The organism is Microbacterium sp. HM-570 (assembly GCF_054165885.1).
Genome location: NZ_CM135111.1, coordinates 1358156 through 1373386 on the forward strand (window position 1 = coordinate 1358156; position 15231 = coordinate 1373386).

14 protein-coding genes are annotated in these 15231 nt (G+C 67.5%); 1 reads left to right on the top strand and 13 read right to left on the bottom strand.

Features of this window, described 5'->3' with window-relative positions:
- Nucleotides 1-3: 3 nt before the first annotated feature.
- Nucleotides 4-186: a hypothetical protein gene (locus tag ACT9TC_RS06410; RefSeq protein ID WP_036299335.1), complete on the bottom strand. Its 183-nt coding sequence runs from the start codon at nucleotides 184-186 to the stop codon at nucleotides 4-6.
- Between the two features lie 64 nt (nucleotides 187-250).
- On the opposite strand from ACT9TC_RS06410, the gene ACT9TC_RS06415 reads away from it, so the two are divergent.
- Nucleotides 251-1204, top strand: a complete 954-nt coding sequence (locus ACT9TC_RS06415) for an aldo/keto reductase (RefSeq protein WP_458042555.1) — start codon at nucleotides 251-253, stop codon at nucleotides 1202-1204.
- A gap of 21 nt (nucleotides 1205-1225) precedes the next feature.
- Here the strand turns inward: ACT9TC_RS06415 and ACT9TC_RS06420 are convergent, their stop codons facing one another.
- From ACT9TC_RS06420 to ACT9TC_RS06475, 12 genes are all read right to left on the bottom strand, one after another.
- A complete protein-coding gene (locus tag ACT9TC_RS06420; protein WP_458042884.1) occupies nucleotides 1226-4252 on the bottom strand; it encodes an AAA family ATPase in 3027 nt (1008 codons plus the stop codon).
- Between the two features lie 2 nt (nucleotides 4253-4254).
- Nucleotides 4255-5475 carry an exonuclease SbcCD subunit D gene (locus tag ACT9TC_RS06425; protein ID WP_458042556.1) on the bottom strand — a complete coding sequence of 407 codons (1221 nt, stop codon included), beginning with the start codon at nucleotides 5473-5475 and terminating at the stop codon, nucleotides 4255-4257.
- Nucleotides 5476-5537: 62 nt separating this feature from the next.
- Nucleotides 5538-5831 (bottom strand): hypothetical protein, encoded by a 294-nt coding sequence (locus tag ACT9TC_RS06430; RefSeq protein ID WP_458042557.1) that lies wholly within the window; start codon nucleotides 5829-5831, stop codon nucleotides 5538-5540.
- Nucleotides 5828-6061, bottom strand: a complete 234-nt coding sequence (locus ACT9TC_RS06435; protein WP_458042558.1) for a hypothetical protein — start codon at nucleotides 6059-6061, stop codon at nucleotides 5828-5830. Before ACT9TC_RS06435 ends, ACT9TC_RS06430 begins: the two co-directional genes overlap by 4 nt.
- A gap of 92 nt (nucleotides 6062-6153) precedes the next feature.
- Complete coding sequence (locus ACT9TC_RS06440) at nucleotides 6154-6567, bottom strand: DUF1622 domain-containing protein (RefSeq protein ID WP_458042559.1); 414 nt, start codon at nucleotides 6565-6567, stop codon at nucleotides 6154-6156.
- A 143-nt stretch (nucleotides 6568-6710) separates the two neighbouring features.
- Nucleotides 6711-7010, bottom strand: a complete 300-nt coding sequence (locus tag ACT9TC_RS06445; RefSeq protein ID WP_458042560.1) for a GNAT family N-acetyltransferase — start codon at nucleotides 7008-7010, stop codon at nucleotides 6711-6713.
- Between the two features lie 63 nt (nucleotides 7011-7073).
- Nucleotides 7074-8519 carry a GH1 family beta-glucosidase gene (locus tag ACT9TC_RS06450; RefSeq protein WP_458042561.1) on the bottom strand — a complete coding sequence of 482 codons (1446 nt, stop codon included), beginning with the start codon at nucleotides 8517-8519 and terminating at the stop codon, nucleotides 7074-7076.
- A complete protein-coding gene (gene yicI, locus ACT9TC_RS06455; RefSeq protein WP_458042562.1) occupies nucleotides 8516-10753 on the bottom strand; it encodes an alpha-xylosidase in 2238 nt (745 codons plus the stop codon). The genes ACT9TC_RS06450 and yicI overlap by 4 nt, the downstream gene beginning before the upstream one ends.
- Nucleotides 10753-11661, bottom strand: a complete 909-nt coding sequence (locus ACT9TC_RS06460; protein ID WP_458042563.1) for a carbohydrate ABC transporter permease — start codon at nucleotides 11659-11661, stop codon at nucleotides 10753-10755. Before ACT9TC_RS06460 ends, yicI begins: the two co-directional genes overlap by 1 nt.
- Complete coding sequence (locus ACT9TC_RS06465; RefSeq protein WP_458042564.1) at nucleotides 11661-12638, bottom strand: carbohydrate ABC transporter permease; 978 nt, start codon at nucleotides 12636-12638, stop codon at nucleotides 11661-11663. The genes ACT9TC_RS06460 and ACT9TC_RS06465 overlap by 1 nt, the downstream gene beginning before the upstream one ends.
- 96 nt (nucleotides 12639-12734) lie before the next feature.
- Nucleotides 12735-14048, bottom strand: a complete 1314-nt coding sequence (locus ACT9TC_RS06470) for an ABC transporter substrate-binding protein (RefSeq protein WP_458042565.1) — start codon at nucleotides 14046-14048, stop codon at nucleotides 12735-12737.
- Between the two features lie 122 nt (nucleotides 14049-14170).
- Nucleotides 14171-15199, bottom strand: a complete 1029-nt coding sequence (locus tag ACT9TC_RS06475) for a LacI family DNA-binding transcriptional regulator (RefSeq protein WP_458042566.1) — start codon at nucleotides 15197-15199, stop codon at nucleotides 14171-14173.
- Nucleotides 15200-15231 lie beyond the last annotated feature (32 nt).

Below are 15231 nucleotides of genomic sequence, written 5' to 3' on the forward strand. Positions count from 1 at the left end.
GCGTCAGTCGTCCGACGATCGTGCGAACACCATCCGCAGGATGACGAACACGATGAGTGCCACGACCGCGACCGCCAGCAGCTTGAAGACGAACGCGAGCACCGAGAACAGAACGTTCACGAGTACCCACGCGATGATGATGGCGACGATGACGCCGATGACTGTCCACAAGGTGCCGGTCTTCATTCCTCCAGCCTAGGCTGATCATCGGTGCCCATGGGGCGGCATACCTCTCTGAGCAAGGAGCAGCATGACCCGTATCGGTCGCAGCGATCTCGATGTCTTTCCCCTCTGCCTCGGCGCCAACGTCTTCGGGTGGACAGCGGATCGCGACGAGTCCTTCCGCATCCTCGACGCGTTCCACGGTGGAGGCGGCAACTTCATCGACACCGCCGATTCGTACAGCGCCTGGGTTCCGGGCAATTCTGGTGGCGACAGCGAGCGCATCATCGGTGAGTGGCTCGCTTCCAGGCGCCCCGAGAACGTCATCATCGCCACGAAGGTCAGCCAGCACCCGGACTTCCGCGGCCTCGCGCCGAAGAACATCCGCGCGGCCGCGGAGGCATCCCTGAAGCGCCTCGGTGTGGACACGATCGACCTGTATTACGCACACTACGACGACGAAACGGTGCCCCTCGAAGAGACCGTAGCCGCGTTCGGTGACCTCGTGACAGACGGGCTCGTGCGTCACACCGCCGTGTCGAACTACTCCGCCGACCGCATCCGCGAGTGGGTCGGCTACGCGACCGCGGCGGGAAGCGCGCTGCCCTTTGCGGTGCAGCCGCACTACAACCTCGTGCACCGCAACACCGTGGAAGAGACCATCGTCCCCGTCGCCGAAGAGTTCGACCTGGGACTCGTGCCCTACTACGCCCTGGCGGCCGGGTTCTTGACGGGCAAGTATCGCTCGGCGGATGTCCCGGATGCCGCGGGCACCTCGCCGCGGGCGAAGGGTGCCGCGAAGTACGCCACGCCGGAGGGCCTGGCAATCGTGGATGCGCTCGAGTCGATCGGTGCCGCGCACGGCGCATCGATCGCCACGACCGCGCTGGCGTGGTTGCGCGCCCAGCCGACGGTTGCGGCGCCGATCGCGAGCGCGTCACGCGTGGACCAGGTGGCCGATCTGCTCGCCGCCGGCACCCTGGAGCTGTCCGCGGCTGAGCTCGAGGAGCTGGACCGCGTTTCGACGTGGTCGCCCGCCTGAATCAGTGGTCGCCCGCCTGAATCAGACGGGCAGGATGGCGTGGGCCGCGACCTCGCTCGAGCCGTCTTCCGCGACGGCGACGACCAGCTGCGCGGGGATCTGGTCCTTCATCGCCTCGACGTGGCTGATGACCCCGACGGTCCGGCCGCCCTGGCGCAGTTCGTCGAGGGTACGCATGGCCGTGTCGAGAGTTTCGGCATCGAGTGAGCCGAAGCCTTCGTCGATGAACAGCGTGTCGAGTTCGATTCCCCCGGCGCGCCCCGTGACGACCTCCGCGAGGCCGAGCGCCAGCGCGAGGGAGGCGAGGAAGGTCTCTCCGCCGGAGAGCGAGTGCGGGGGGCGCGGGCGCCCCGTATAGGCGTCCAGCACGTCGAGGCCGAGGCCGGAGGCGGCGCCGCGCGCGGCGAGCGAGTCCGAGTGCAGGAGGCGGTAGCGGCCATCCGACATGTCATGAAGACGCAGGTTCGCCGCCTGCACGATCTCTTCGAGTTCGGCCGCCAGCACGAAGGTCTCGAGCTTCATCCGGTGCGTGTTGGGCGCCTTGCCCGCCACCGTGTGGGCGAGGCGTTCAATCGTTTCGTGTTCGGCGAGGGCCGCGGCGATTCCCGACTGAGCCGCCTCGGCCTGCGTGACGAGTTCCCAGAGGCGGTCGCGGGTCTGGTCGGCCGCGAGGGTCTTCTGTACCGCGCCGGTCCAGGCCTCCCGAGTGTCCTGGCGCGCGGCTTCGGCGCTGCGGGTGTCAATCGGTTCCTCGGGCAACAGCTGCAACTCGAGGTCGAGCAGCACCGACTTGGCCGCTGAGAGCGCCGTCTCGTGTTCACGGATGGTCTCGTCGAGGCTGACTCGCGCCGCGCTGTCACGGAGTGCTGAGACGGCGGCATCCGCGGACTCGAACCCGGCGGCGACGAGATCGTCTTCCAGCCGCGCCCGCGCGGCCGACTCGGCGCTCGTGCAGCGCTCGGCCGTCGTGATCGCATCGCGAAGTCGCTCTGCCACTTCGGCGATACTCTCCGCGTCCGCGATTCGCTCGGCGACGGACGGGAACCCGCCACGTGCTTCGGCCAGCGCTTCGTCGTCCGATGCGATGCTCGCTCCGAGGACGACGAGAGACCGATCGAGGGTCTCGATGCGCGGCGCCGCTTCCGCAAGCGCTGCGTCGAGCGCATCGAGGGACGTCACGCAATCGTCGCGTTCCGTGCGCAGCTGGGCCACCTCGAGCTCGGCCTGCGTGGTGATCGCGAGCGCCCGCGCGGCCTCGGCGCGCTCGTCGGCAAGCTGTTCGGCCGATCGATCTCCCGCGCGCCCCCGCGCTCCCGCGGCCGCTTGCCGGACGGCCGCCAGCGCTTCGGACGCTTCACGCTGCAGAGACACGGCGACGACGACCCGCGCCTCGGCCGACTCGATGTCGTCGGCGCTGACGGGATCGTCCCCGCGCGGAGCGGGCGCGGGGTGGTCCAGGCCCCCGCACACGGCACACGGCTCACCCGGCACGAGTTGTGCGGCGAGTTCGCCCGCGTGTCCACGCAGGCGGCGCTCGCGAAGATCTGCCAGGGCGACGGATGCGTCGGCAAGCGCTCGATCCGCCGTCAGGGCCGCCCGTTCGGCCCTTGCAGCTTCGTCCGCGAGGCGTTCGGCCTCCGCGGCGGCGGCCGAACGGGCATCGAGCTCGGCGAGGCGGGATTCGGCGGCAGCCCGCCCCCCGACGCTGGGCGCGAGTTCGATGAGTCGCGCGTCGAGGTGATCGCGACGCGCCACGACGGCGTCACGCTCGGCACGGCTGGCATCCACGGCTACCCGCAGGGCTGCGAGATCGGCTCGGCTCTGCGCGAGCTCGGCACGGCGCTCGGCGATGCTCTCTTCGCGCGCGAGCAGGAGCCGCCATCCGCCGACGGCGTGCTTGACCTCATCGATCCGCGTGGCGAGTCCGGTGGTGCTCGGCCACGTGCCGTCGGCATCGCCCGGGGCAGCCAGTGCCCGCCACTGCGTGAGCGCGATTCGGCGAGCATCGTTCGCCCGCTCGGTGTCGGCGCGTGCCAGCTCGAGTGCTCGAATTCCCTCACGTGCCAGGTCGGCGCGAGTCGCGGTGTCGCGCTCGTCACGGACGGTCTGGATTCGAGCCGCATCCGCCTCGAGAGCCGCAACGCTGTGACGCGCACGGTCGCGGCGCACCTGCAGGTCGCGACGGGCGAGTACCTCCGCGAGGGCGACCTCCGCGGCATCCCGCGCGACGCGAGCGGCGTCTTGTGCGAGGGCTGCGGTCTCAGCGCGATACGCCGCACGCTCCGCCGCCTGCCGCACCGCGTCGATCCGCCATGAGGGGTTATCCCTTTGCGGCGTGGCGTTCGTGGGCGCCCCACCCCCGGCATCCTCTCCCCCGAGGTCGTGATCCGCGATCAGCCGCTCCGCGTCATCGAGGCGGTGCGCCAGGGTGTCACCATCGCCGGCGACGCGCGCTTCGGACTCCTTGCGGCGCTGCTCGAGCGCGTGCTCGTACTCCTCGAAGCGGCGCGTACCGAAGAGAGTGCGCAGCAGAGCCTGCCGCTCGCCGTGCGTGGCGAGCAGAAACCGCGCGAAGCGGTTCTGGGCCAGGAGGACCACCTGAAGGAACTGCTCCTGCGTGAGCGGAAGGATCTCGTGGAGCGCCTCGCCGACATCGCGAGGACGTGCCGCGCGGCCCTCCCAGCCGCCCTTCGTCTCGACGAACAATCGCGCCTGCGGTGGGGCCGTCGTCGTTCCCGATCCGTTGCGCTTTGCACGGTCGTACTCCGGTGACCGCTCCACCCGCCAGCGCTCGCCACCGGCGCTGAATTCCAGCGCGACGAGTGTCGGATCGTCCGGACCGCTGTGGTCGCTGCGCAGACGCTTCTCACCCGTGTCGTAGCGCGGGACCGACCCGTACAACGCAAAACAGATCGCGTCGAGGATGCTGGACTTGCCCGCACCCGTCCGGCCCGAGATGACGAAGATGCCGTCCTCGGCGAAGGCGTCGAAGTCGACGGTCTGGGGGCGCCGGAACGGCCCGAAACCCTCGATCTCGAGCCGATGCATCCTCACGCGAGCACGCCGTTCCTCGAACGTTCGTGGGCAACTTTCGTACCTTCATCGCTCTGACGCTCGGCGACAATCCGCTGGTCGGTGCCCTCCACGATCACGTCAGCCAGGATCTCGGCCTCGGCCTCATCCGCGGCCTGACCCTGCCTCACGTGCGCCAGGAAGGCCGAGATCAACTCGCTGTCGTCCCGCGCTTCGCGCACCCGCGCCGAGTACGAGCGCTCGGTTGCCTCTGGCACGGACGCCGGGATGTGCTGCACGGTCGCGCAGTGCGGAAAACGCGCGAGCAGCTTCCGCATCGGGTCGCGCTGCGGCGTCGTGTCGGTGTACTGCGCGCACACCCAGGCGTCTGCCTCGGCATCGAAGCGGGCATCGGTCAGCAGCTCGTCGAGCGTTCCGGTGATCGTGACGAGGCGTCGTGGCACCGCGAGGGGCACCCATTCGACCGCCGCCAGGCCCGCCGCATCCAGGTCGATCAGCCACGAACCGCGTGGCTTGTGCTGCTCACCGAACGAGTAGTGCAGCGGAGCACCCGCGTACCGCACCCGCGCGGAGATCTCGTTGCGTCCGTGGATGTGGCCGAGCGCGACGTAGTCGGGGCCGTCGAAGGTCGACAGCGGAACGACATCGAGCGTGCCCTGCCGAATCTCACGCTCGACGCCCGGCGTCGCCTCGACGCTTGCGGCGAAGCAGTGCGCGATCGCGATCGAGCGCCCGCCACGCTCGGCCCGATCGTCATTCACGAGCCGCATCGCCTGGCCCATCGTCTGCTCCTGTGTCCGCAGCGTCACGTCCGGCCAGACATGTCGCACGAGCGAGGGCTCGAGAAACGGGATGCCATAGACATGCACCGGGCCGTGCTCGTCGTGGAGCGTCACCGGGACGCCGACGCGATCGGGACGAGTGAGGATGTGGATGCCTGCTGCCGCGGCGAATGGCGCCTGGAAGCCGAGCCGGGCGGCGCTGTCGTGGTTGCCGCTCGTGACAACGACCTCTGCCCCCGCAGCACGGATCGCGGCGAGGGTGTCGGTCAGCAGCGGATAGCAGCCCGCGGCGGGCGTCGCGGAATCGAAGACATCACCGGCCAACACGACGAGATCGACCTCGCGCTCGGCGACCTGCAACACGAGTTCGTCCAGCACCACCGCGAGCGCGGCGATCGTCGAGTGCCCGTGGAACGAGCGCCCGATATGCCAGTCGGAGGTGTGCAGGATGCGCATGCTCCCACGCTATGCGGGAGCGCCGACATCGGCCCGGATCCCCGTGCGCGGTTCGTCGAGAGTCAGTCCTTCGCGAGCTGGGCGATCTCGTCGTCCGACATGTCGATGCCCACCTGATCGAGGCGCTGCTTCAGGATCTCGATGATGCGGTCCTGCCCATCGGCGGCATGATCGGCATGCGTCTGGACGACGATGCCGTCGATCTTCTCGGAGGTGGACGTATCGTTCATGTCCATCGCGGGCTCGGTCTGCACGACATCCCCGGTTCGGACGATCGGCGAGTCGTGGGCGGAATCCCGCTCCGCCGTGGCCTTCTCCGTGGGGGTGTTATCGTGCGCGGATTCTCCCGAGGTCATGAGTCGCTCCTGTCATCGCCATCAGTGCGGCCGTCGTTCTCAACGGATTCGTCGGTCACGTCATCACTCAGGTCCGGGTCGGCGGTCTGGCCCGGCTCGGAACCCTCGATCGGCGCATCGGGAGAGACCGGTTCATCCGAGGTTCGATTCGCGGTGTCGCCGCTCTGCCACCCTCCGGTCGGATCGGCGTCGATGACACCTTCGGGTAGTTCGTCGCGTGACGAGTTCATCGGATCTCCTCGTGCTCGGGTCGGGTGGGCGAGTCAACCATCACCCGGATCCGAGCTCGAACCAAGGGGCTTGACGCACCTCAGGGGCGCGACTAGGTCCGGTCGGCGCTGGCCCGCCGATCCCGCGTCACCTCGTTCGCGACGACACTGGCACCACTCGTGAGCAGCGCGCGCCGCCACGGTAGGACACCCTCGATCTCGATCTGAATCGAGATCGACAGGATGGTTCGGATCAGCACGATGATGCCGAGGATCACGGCATCCTCGAGCGACGGCTTCGACGTGATCGTGCGCAGCAAGTCCGCGGCGACGAGAACCTCGAGCCCGAGCAGGATCGCGCCGCCGAAGGTCGTGCGGAGCGTCGTGAAAGCCGCGCTACCACCGTCTCCGCGGGCGAGCGCACGGATGCCGAGCACGATCGCGATGGCCGCGCCGATGATCATCGCGAGAGCGCCGGCGGCCTCGAACACGACGGCGACGGTGATGAAGGCCTGCTCCGTATCCACCCGGCCAGCATAGGGGTGGGCCGAGCGTGCTGTGGATCGGCGCGCACCGGTGCAGGCGATCACACGAATACAGGCAGATTTGCGCGGAATCAGCCTGTATTGGTGCGAATGCCTGTCTTCGTGCGCACGGCGCGCTCGAACCGTTACGCGCGGGTGCGCTCGGCGAGGATCCCGGCGCGATCGGGGTGCGCCTCGAACCACTCCGCCACGTACCAGCACACCGGGAGGACCTTGCGGTCCCCGGCCTGCTCGAGTTCTGTCACGGCTCGGTTCACGATCTCGCCGGCGTAGCCGTGGCCACGGAAGGTGGGGACCGTGTATGCGCGGGTCAGCGCAATGGTGCGTCCGTCATCGCGGTAGTCGAGGGCGCTCACGAGGTTCGACCCGTTGTGCAACGTGTACCGCGAGGCATCCGGTTCGTGGGTGAAAATCAGCGAAGTCACCGGCACAGCGTACGCCCGCCCCGAGCGGTCGAGGCTGGGCGCACGCTGAATACCGGGATCCGGTTACTCAGGAAGAACGCCCGCGCGCGCGAGCTCGCGGTACCAGAGGCCGCTGTCCTTGACGGTGCGCTCGAGGGAGTCGAAGTCCACGCGGACGATCCCGAACCGCTTGGCGTAGCCATAGCCCCACTCGAAGTTGTCCATCAGCGACCACACGAAGTACCCCCGCAGATCGACCCCCGCCTGCATCGCCCTGTGTGCGGCGGTGAAATGACGGCGCAGATAGTCCAAGCGCTCGGGGTCCGGCACCGAGCCGTCCTCGGCGACGACGTCATCGAAGGCAGCCCCGTTCTCGGTGACCATGAGCGCCTGGTCGGGGAACTGCTGGCGCAGCGACAGGAGCAGCTCTTCCAGACCTTCGGGCGCGATGTTCCAGCCCATGGCCGTGTAGGGCCCCGGCTGCTCGACGAACTCGACGATGCCGTTGCTGCCCGGCCAGGCCGTGCCGCCCTCCGCGCCCTTGTGACCATCGTTCTGCTGCTGGGGTGACTCGCCGTCCCAGAGGCGCACGGTGGCGGTGGAGTAGTAGTTCACCCCGAGTACATCGATCGGCTGGTGGATCTGGGCGAGATCGCCATCCTGCACATAAGCCCAGTCCGTGACGGATGCCGTGTCCTCGAGCAGATCGGCGGGATATTCCCCGCGGAGCATGGGACCTGTGAATGCACGATTGGCCAAGGCATCGATACGTCGCATCGCGTCGGCGGCGTCCTCCCCGCGGCTGTTCTCCACGCCACGAAGTACGTGGAAGTTGAGCGTGACCGAGTACTCCGGATCGCCCGTCGACGTCGCGCGGAGAGCCTGCACGGCACGCCCGTGGGCCAGGTTCAGGTGGTGCACCGCGGCGAGTGCCGCGGCAGGTTCGTGGCGACCCGGTGCATGACCCCCCTGGCCGTACCCGAGGTAGGCCGAGCACCACGGCTCGTTGAGCGTTGTCCAGGTGTGCACGCGGTCGCCGAGGACTGCGCCCATGATCTCCGCGTAGCGCTCGAAGGCGTCGGCGGTCGCGCGCACGGGCCACCCGCCCGCATCCTCGAGCGGCTGCGGCAGATCCCAGTGGTACAGCGTCGCGACGGGACGGATGCCTCGCTCGAGCAACCCGTCCACCAGGCGCGAATAGAAATCGATGCCCGCCTGGTTCGGCGCACCCGTGCCGGTGGGCTGGATGCGAGGCCAGGCGATCGAGAACCGGTACGCCCCGAGACCCAGGTCCTGCATCAGATCGAGGTCGGACTCCACCCGGTGGTAATGATCGCAGGCGACGTCGCCCGTGTCGCCATTCCAGACCGCGCCGGGGGTCTTGCTGAAGGTGTCCCAGATCGAGGGGCCGCGGCCATCCTCGTCGAACGCGCCCTCCACCTGATACGACGCCGTTGCCGACCCGAACGTGAATCCGTCGGGGAAGACAAGCCCCGAATCGCGGAAATCGGCGTTGCCCTGTTTGCTCATTCGGTCACCTCCGCGCGGTCCGCGGAGAACGTCTCCATGCGCCCGTCTGGCGTTGTGACCGAGATGTCGATGGTACCGCTCCCACCCGGGAAGACACGCAACGTCAAACCCTCCAGATAGTCGTAGTCGGGCCGATCTTCGCGGGCACCCCAGGGCAGCACGGCACCGGGGCGAACGTAGATCGGCAGGCTCAGGAAACCGTGCTGCTCGCGTCGCCAGCCGCCCCCCTCGACCTTCTCACCGGTCAGCAGATGCGTCCACGTGCCCGGGGGCAGATAGAAGTCGACCTCACCCGACTCGGTGAATACCGGGGCGACCAGGATGTCGCGGCCCAGCATGTACTGGCGGTCGAGGTACGCGGCACCCGGATCATCCGGAAACTCCAGCACCATAGGACGCATGATGGGCGCACCCGTGCGCGTCGCATCGATCCCGACCTGGAACAGGTACGGCATGAGACGCATCTTCAGGCGGGTGAAGACGCGCGTGACCTCGACGGCCTCGTCGTCGAACATCCACGGCACCCGGTAGGACTGCGAGCCGTGGAAGCGGCTGTGGCTGCCGAGCAGGCCGAAGGCTGTCCAGCGCTTGAACACCGAGGCGTCCGGAGTTCCCTCGAAGCCGCCGATGTCGTGACTCCAGTGCGCGAACCCGCTGAGGGACAGCGACAGACCACCGCGCAGCGTCTCGGCCATCGACGGAAACGTCGAGGTCGAATCCCCTCCCCAGTGCACGGGCATCGTCTGCCCACCGGCCGTCGCCGAGCGCGCGAACAGCACGGCATTGCCGGCGCCGCGGGCGTCGACCAGAACGTCGTGAACGGCTTTGTTGTAGAGGTGCGTGTAGAGGTTGTGCATGCGCGCGGGGTCGGCGCCGTCGTGCCAGACCACGTCGACCGGGATCCGCTCGCCGAAGTCGGTCTTGAAACAGTCGACACCCTGATCGACCAATGCGCGCAACTTGCCCTGGAACCAGGCCGTCGCGTCGGGGTTGGTGAAGTCGACCAGGCCCATCCCCGCCTGCCAGAGGTCCCACTGCCAGACCGATCCGTCGGCGCGGCGAACGAGGTAGCCCGCGGCCTCGGCTTCGGCGAACAGCGGCGATCGCTGCGCGATGTACGGGTTGATCCAGACGCACACCCGCAGGTCACGCTCGTGCAACCGGTCGAGCATCCCGTCGGGATCCGGGAACACCCGGGGGTCCCACTCGAAGTCGCACCAGTTGAACTCGCGCATCCAGAAGCAGTCGAAGTGGAAGACCGAGATCGGCAGCTCGCGCCGCGCCATCTCGTCGATGAACGAGGTCACGGTTTCTTCGTCGTAGTCGGTCGTGAAGCTCGTCGAGAGCCAGAGACCGTACGACCACGCCGGCACGACCGGCGGGCGGCCGGTGAGGCCGGTGTACCGCTCGAGCACTTCCTTGAGCGTCGGCCCCGCGATCACGAAGTACTCGAGCGTCTCGCCCGAAACCGAGAACTGCGTGCGCTCGACCGCCTCGGACCCGATCTCGAACGACACATGCCCCGAGTCATTGACCAGCACCCCATAGCCGCGACTCGAGAGGAAGAACGGCACGCTCTTGTACGCCTGCTCGCTCGACGTGCCACCGTCGGCGTTCCAGATCTCAACGCTCTGGCCGTTCTTGACCAGGGGACCGAACCGCTCGCCGAGCCCGTAGATCAGTTCACCCACGCCCAGGTCGAGCTGCTCGTGCACGAACGTGCTCGCCGCAGGTCGTGCCTGCGCGGCACGGGCGTTTCCGGCGATCCCCGAATCGACTTGCGCATCCGGGGCGAGCTGCATGTAGCCCTGCGCCTTGTGCCCGCTGCTGGTGAGGCGGCGACCACCCTCTTCGAACGAGAGCGACCAGGGCGCACCCCGCGTGATCCGCGCGGTGAGCGGGCCCGAGGTCAACGAGCCGCCGGATTCGGTGACCGATGCTCTGCCCACACCGCCCGCGACGGCACCCGGCAGCTCGAAGCCCGGCTCGCGCCGGCCGCCCTCGTGGTGCGCGATGCGCACACGCACGACGCCCTCGAGGGGCGATGAGAGCGTCACCGTGAGAACGGCCCGGTTGAGCACGTCGCCGCGCTTGGCGATGACCGCCGTAGGCGCCGTGATCTGCAAACCGGGGCCATCCGCGGTGTCGGTGACCTGCCAGATGTCGTAGGCCTCTTGCGCGTAGAGGGCCGTGACCCCGGGTCGCAACTGCCAGAACCCATCGGTGAACTTCATTACTTGACTGCTCCTGCTGTGATGCCGCGTGTGAGCGTGCGTTGGAAGATGAGGAAGAAGAGAAGAGTCGGAATCAGGCCCAACAGCGCCGAGGCGCTGGTGGTCGTGACATCCATCAGGCGATCGCCCTGCAGCACGCTGATGGCAACCGGCACCGTCTGGTTCTCGTTCGAGACGAGGAACGTCAGCGGGATGAGGAACTCGTTCCACGTCCAGATGAAGAAGAAGATGAGCAGCACCGACAGGGTCGGGCGACTGATCGGGAAGATCACACGCCAGAGGATCTGCCACCGGGTGGCGCCGTCGATGGATGCCGCCTCGAGCACCTCCTTCGGGAACGTGCCGTAGACCGCCGAGAGCAGGTAGGTGCCGAACGCCGCCTGGATCACGGTGAAGACGATGATCACGCTCCACACGTTGTTGTACAGACCGACCTCGCGGAACATGTAGTACAGCGGGTAGAGGAGCGCCTCCTGCGGGAGCAGATTGGCGAGCAGGAACAGCAGCACGATCCACGAACGTCCGCGCACGCGCCCGATTCCGATGGCGAAGGCGTTCAGGACGGAGATGAGCACGGCGAGCACCGCGACTGTGCCCGAGATGAAGAACGAGTTCCACACCTTCTCGGGGAAGTTCACGCGTTCCCAGAAGGCGATGATGCCGTCGAAGTAGAGGCCCGTCGGCAACGCGAGAGGTCCGCCGTTGGAGTAGTCGGTGGGCGATTTGAACGAGTTGATCAGGATCAGGTAGAACGGCGCGATGATCAGGATCGCCGCGACGACGGCGAACGCGACCAGGAGCCAGTCGATGCCCCGCCGTTTGGTCATCCCGCCGCGGGCCTTCGCCGGACTCTTCTTGCTTCCCCGTCCCGCGGTCGCTGTCGTCGTCACTGCCATCGTGGCGGCCATTACAGTCCCGCCCTTTCTTTGCGCTCCGCGGCGTTCTGCGCGCGGATGAAGAGAATCGAGACGATCGCGATGACGATCGTCAACGCCGTAGCGATGGTCGAGCCGTACCCCACCTGCTGCGACTGGAAGAACTCGCTGTAGGCGTAGTACGCCGGCACGATGGTGGAATCACCGGGACCGCCGCGCGTGAGCACGAACACCGGGCCGAACACCTTGAGCGCGGCAATCGTGCACGTGAGGGTGACGACGTAGATCTCGGGACGGATGATCGTCACGGTGATGGCGCGAAAGCGCTGGAACCAGTTGGCCCCGTCGAGCTCGGCCGCCTCGTAGAGTTCCGGATCCACGCGCTGCAGCGCCGCCATGAACACGACGACCGGGTAACCGATCTGAATCCAGACCAGCACAACCATGATGCTGGCGAGCGCCGTGTCGGGCGAACCGAGCCAGTTGTGCGCGAGGAATCCGAGCCCGATGTCTTCGAGGATCGTGTTGAGGGCTCCGTCTTGCGGGCGAAGGATCCAGCCGATCACGATGCCCGCGATCGCGGCGGGCAGGATCTGCGGCAGGTAGTAGGTGGCGCGCAGGAAGCTCGCGAAGCGGCCGCCGAACTTCCGGCCGATGACGTCGAACAGCAGCGCCGCCAACACGAGGCCGATGATGGTCGGGAAGATCACCATCGCGATGATCATCCAGATGCTGTTGCCGAACGATGTCCAGAACTTCGCATCACCCGCCAGCTCGATCCAGTTCGCAAGCCCGATGAATTCCGGCGGACGGATGCCCCGCCAGTCGGTGAAACTCAGGTACACGTTCCAGACGAGCGGGACGATGATGATGACCGTCACCAGCACGAGGCCCGGAATGAGGTACAGCCAGTACCCGGCCGTGCCGCCGCGCCGCTGCGGGATCAGCGGCTCCTCGGGCGGGAGTTTCGTCTTCGTCCGCGGTGTGCGGACGAACGGGACAGCGGTCATCGCCGGGCTCCTCGGGAAAGTGGTGCGAGCAGAAGGATGCTGCCGGAGCAGCGTGGGCGGTGGTGGCTCGCACGTGGGCGAGCCACCACCGGTGCATCAACGGAAGTCGTCGACGTACGAGTCGTACTCGGCGCCGAGGGCCTCCTGGACTTCGGCCGCCGTCTTCGTGCCGTTGACGAGCTCCTGCAGTTCGGCGACGAGCGTGTCGTAGAACGTCGGGGTGGGCCAGTCCGGGTAGAACGACAGACCGTCCTTCTCGTTCACGGCGTTGAAGGCTTCGATCAGTTCGAGGCTCTTCTCGTCGGTGATGTCGGCCACATCGGCGGCGACGGGAAGCCCGCCGTTGTTACCGATGAGCGCCTGGATTTCGGGACGCATGGTGATGTCGATGAACTCGTACGCGAGTTCCTTGTTCGCCGCGCGCTCGGGCACGACCCACAGGTTGCCCGACGAGCCGAGGCTCAGTTGGCTGTCGGGGAAGGGGAACACGCCGAAGTCGAAGGTCGAGATCTCATCGACGAAGCGGCCATACCACCAGCTGCCGGAGACGAAGATGGGCGCCGTGCCGTTGATGAAAGACACACCCGCATCTTCGGCCTTGATTCCCGTGACGTCGGGCGAGAAGTATCCCTTGTCGGCGTACTCCTTGACAGTCTCGGTGGCGTACGTGATCTCGTCGCCGGTCCAGTCGACGGGGTTCTCGTACAGCTGGTAGTCGTTGACCCACTGGCGGTCGGCCTGGCTCAGCGCGAGCTGGTACCACAGCTGACCCAGGGGGTACTCGAGGCCCGCCTCGGCGAGCGGCGTGATGCCCTGCGCCTGGAACGCGTCGAGCACCTCGATGAACTCGTCGTACGTGGTCGGCACCGAAAGTCCCGCGGCGGCGAAGGCGTCCTTGTTGTAGTACACGGTGACGAACTCGCCGTAGTTCGGGATGCCGTACCAGTCGCCGGAACCCATGACGCCGTCTTCGGTATAGCGCGCCGTGGTCTGGAGGGAGGGAGCGAGCATGTCGTCCCAGCCGTACTCCTCGACGGCCTCGCTGATGTCGCTGATGAGACCCTGACTGGCGAGGAAACCGGCCGTGGCGTTGCCCTTGTTGAACTCCATGAGATCAGGGGCTTCGTCGGAGTTGAGCACCTGGCTCGCGGTCGAGCGGATCTGCTCGAAGCTGCGCTCCTCGAACTCGACCGTCGCGCCGGTCTCCTCTTCGAAGACCTTGATCGCCTCGTCCCACGCGATGCCCATCGCGCTGTTGGCGCCCTCGTAGTGCCAGAGGGTCAGGGTGTTGTCGTCCTCGCCTCCGCCCGATCCGCCGGAGCAGGAGCTGAGGGCGAGAGCGCCGACGGCGATCGCGCCGACGGCGGCGACGAGCCGCGTGTTCTTCTTCCTGGTGTGGTGCTGTGCCATCGTCGGCACTCCTTTCTTGGTGACCCGCATTGGTCGGGATCGGTGGGCCGCGCCCGGGTGGGCCACGGAGAATCGTCGAAGCGCTTCGATTGAGGTCATGGTCGCCCGCTGTCGCCTTCGCATTACGCCGGCTCGGCGATCGGGGCGGGCGCCGTGACGGTACCGGCGGAGATGTAGATCGGATCGATGAGATGGACCGCCGGTGGCAGACGCTCCTGGCCGAGGGCCTGCACGGCCAGTTCGACGGCACGTTCGCAGGACGCCTGCGGTACGAGCGGGATCGTGTCGAGCGGCGTCGGCAGCAGGGCCATGTCGAATGATGCGGCGACGGAGAGAAGGGAGATGTCGCGCCCCACGTCGATTCCGCGTGCCGCGAGCTCGGTCAGGACGACGACGTGCATGTCGTCCGCACCGTGCAGCAAGAGCGCGGTCGCCCCCGCGTCGAGGGCTGCCGCAAGCTCGGCCCGGACGGCACCGGCCTCCATCTGGGTTTCGCCGCTCACACCGAAGGAGTGCGCCAAGCCCCGCGCGAGCGCGTGCTCTTCGTACGCGGCGCGAACGCGAGGAGGGAAGTTGGAGCGCCGGTACGCGACCGCCGGCTGGCCGATCATCGCCACGCGCCGGTGACCGGCATCGGCCAGGCGGTCCACGGCCATCCGTGCCGCGGCCTCGAAGTCCAGGTCGACGCACACCAGGCCCTCATGGTCGTTCGGAATGCCGATGAAGATCGTGGGGATCGCAATCGAGCGCGCTATCGAGACTCGCTCATCATCGGGAGCAACATCGAGCACCAACACGGCGTCCGCCAGGTCGCTTGCGGCGACCCTTCGCATGCCGGCGGAGGCCTGCTCGTCGGTCAGGAGCAGGATGTCGTAGCCCTGTCGGCGCGCCGCGACGGCGGTCGCGAGCACGAACGCCATGTGGGTCGGCGCGTGTGTGTCGACGCGCAGCGGCTCGGTGAGGGCGAAGATGTGTGTGCGGCTGCCAGCGAGCATCCGAGCACCCGCGTTCGGTTCGTAGCCGAGTTCACGTGCCACGTCCTCGATGCGTCGACGCGTTTCGGGTGAAACGGGCCGCTTGCCGCTCAGCGCGTACGACACGGTGCTGATCGAGACGCCGGCAGCCTTCGCCACCTCGTTGATCTTCGCCATGCGGACTCCATTGTCAAAGCTGAGGGATTGTC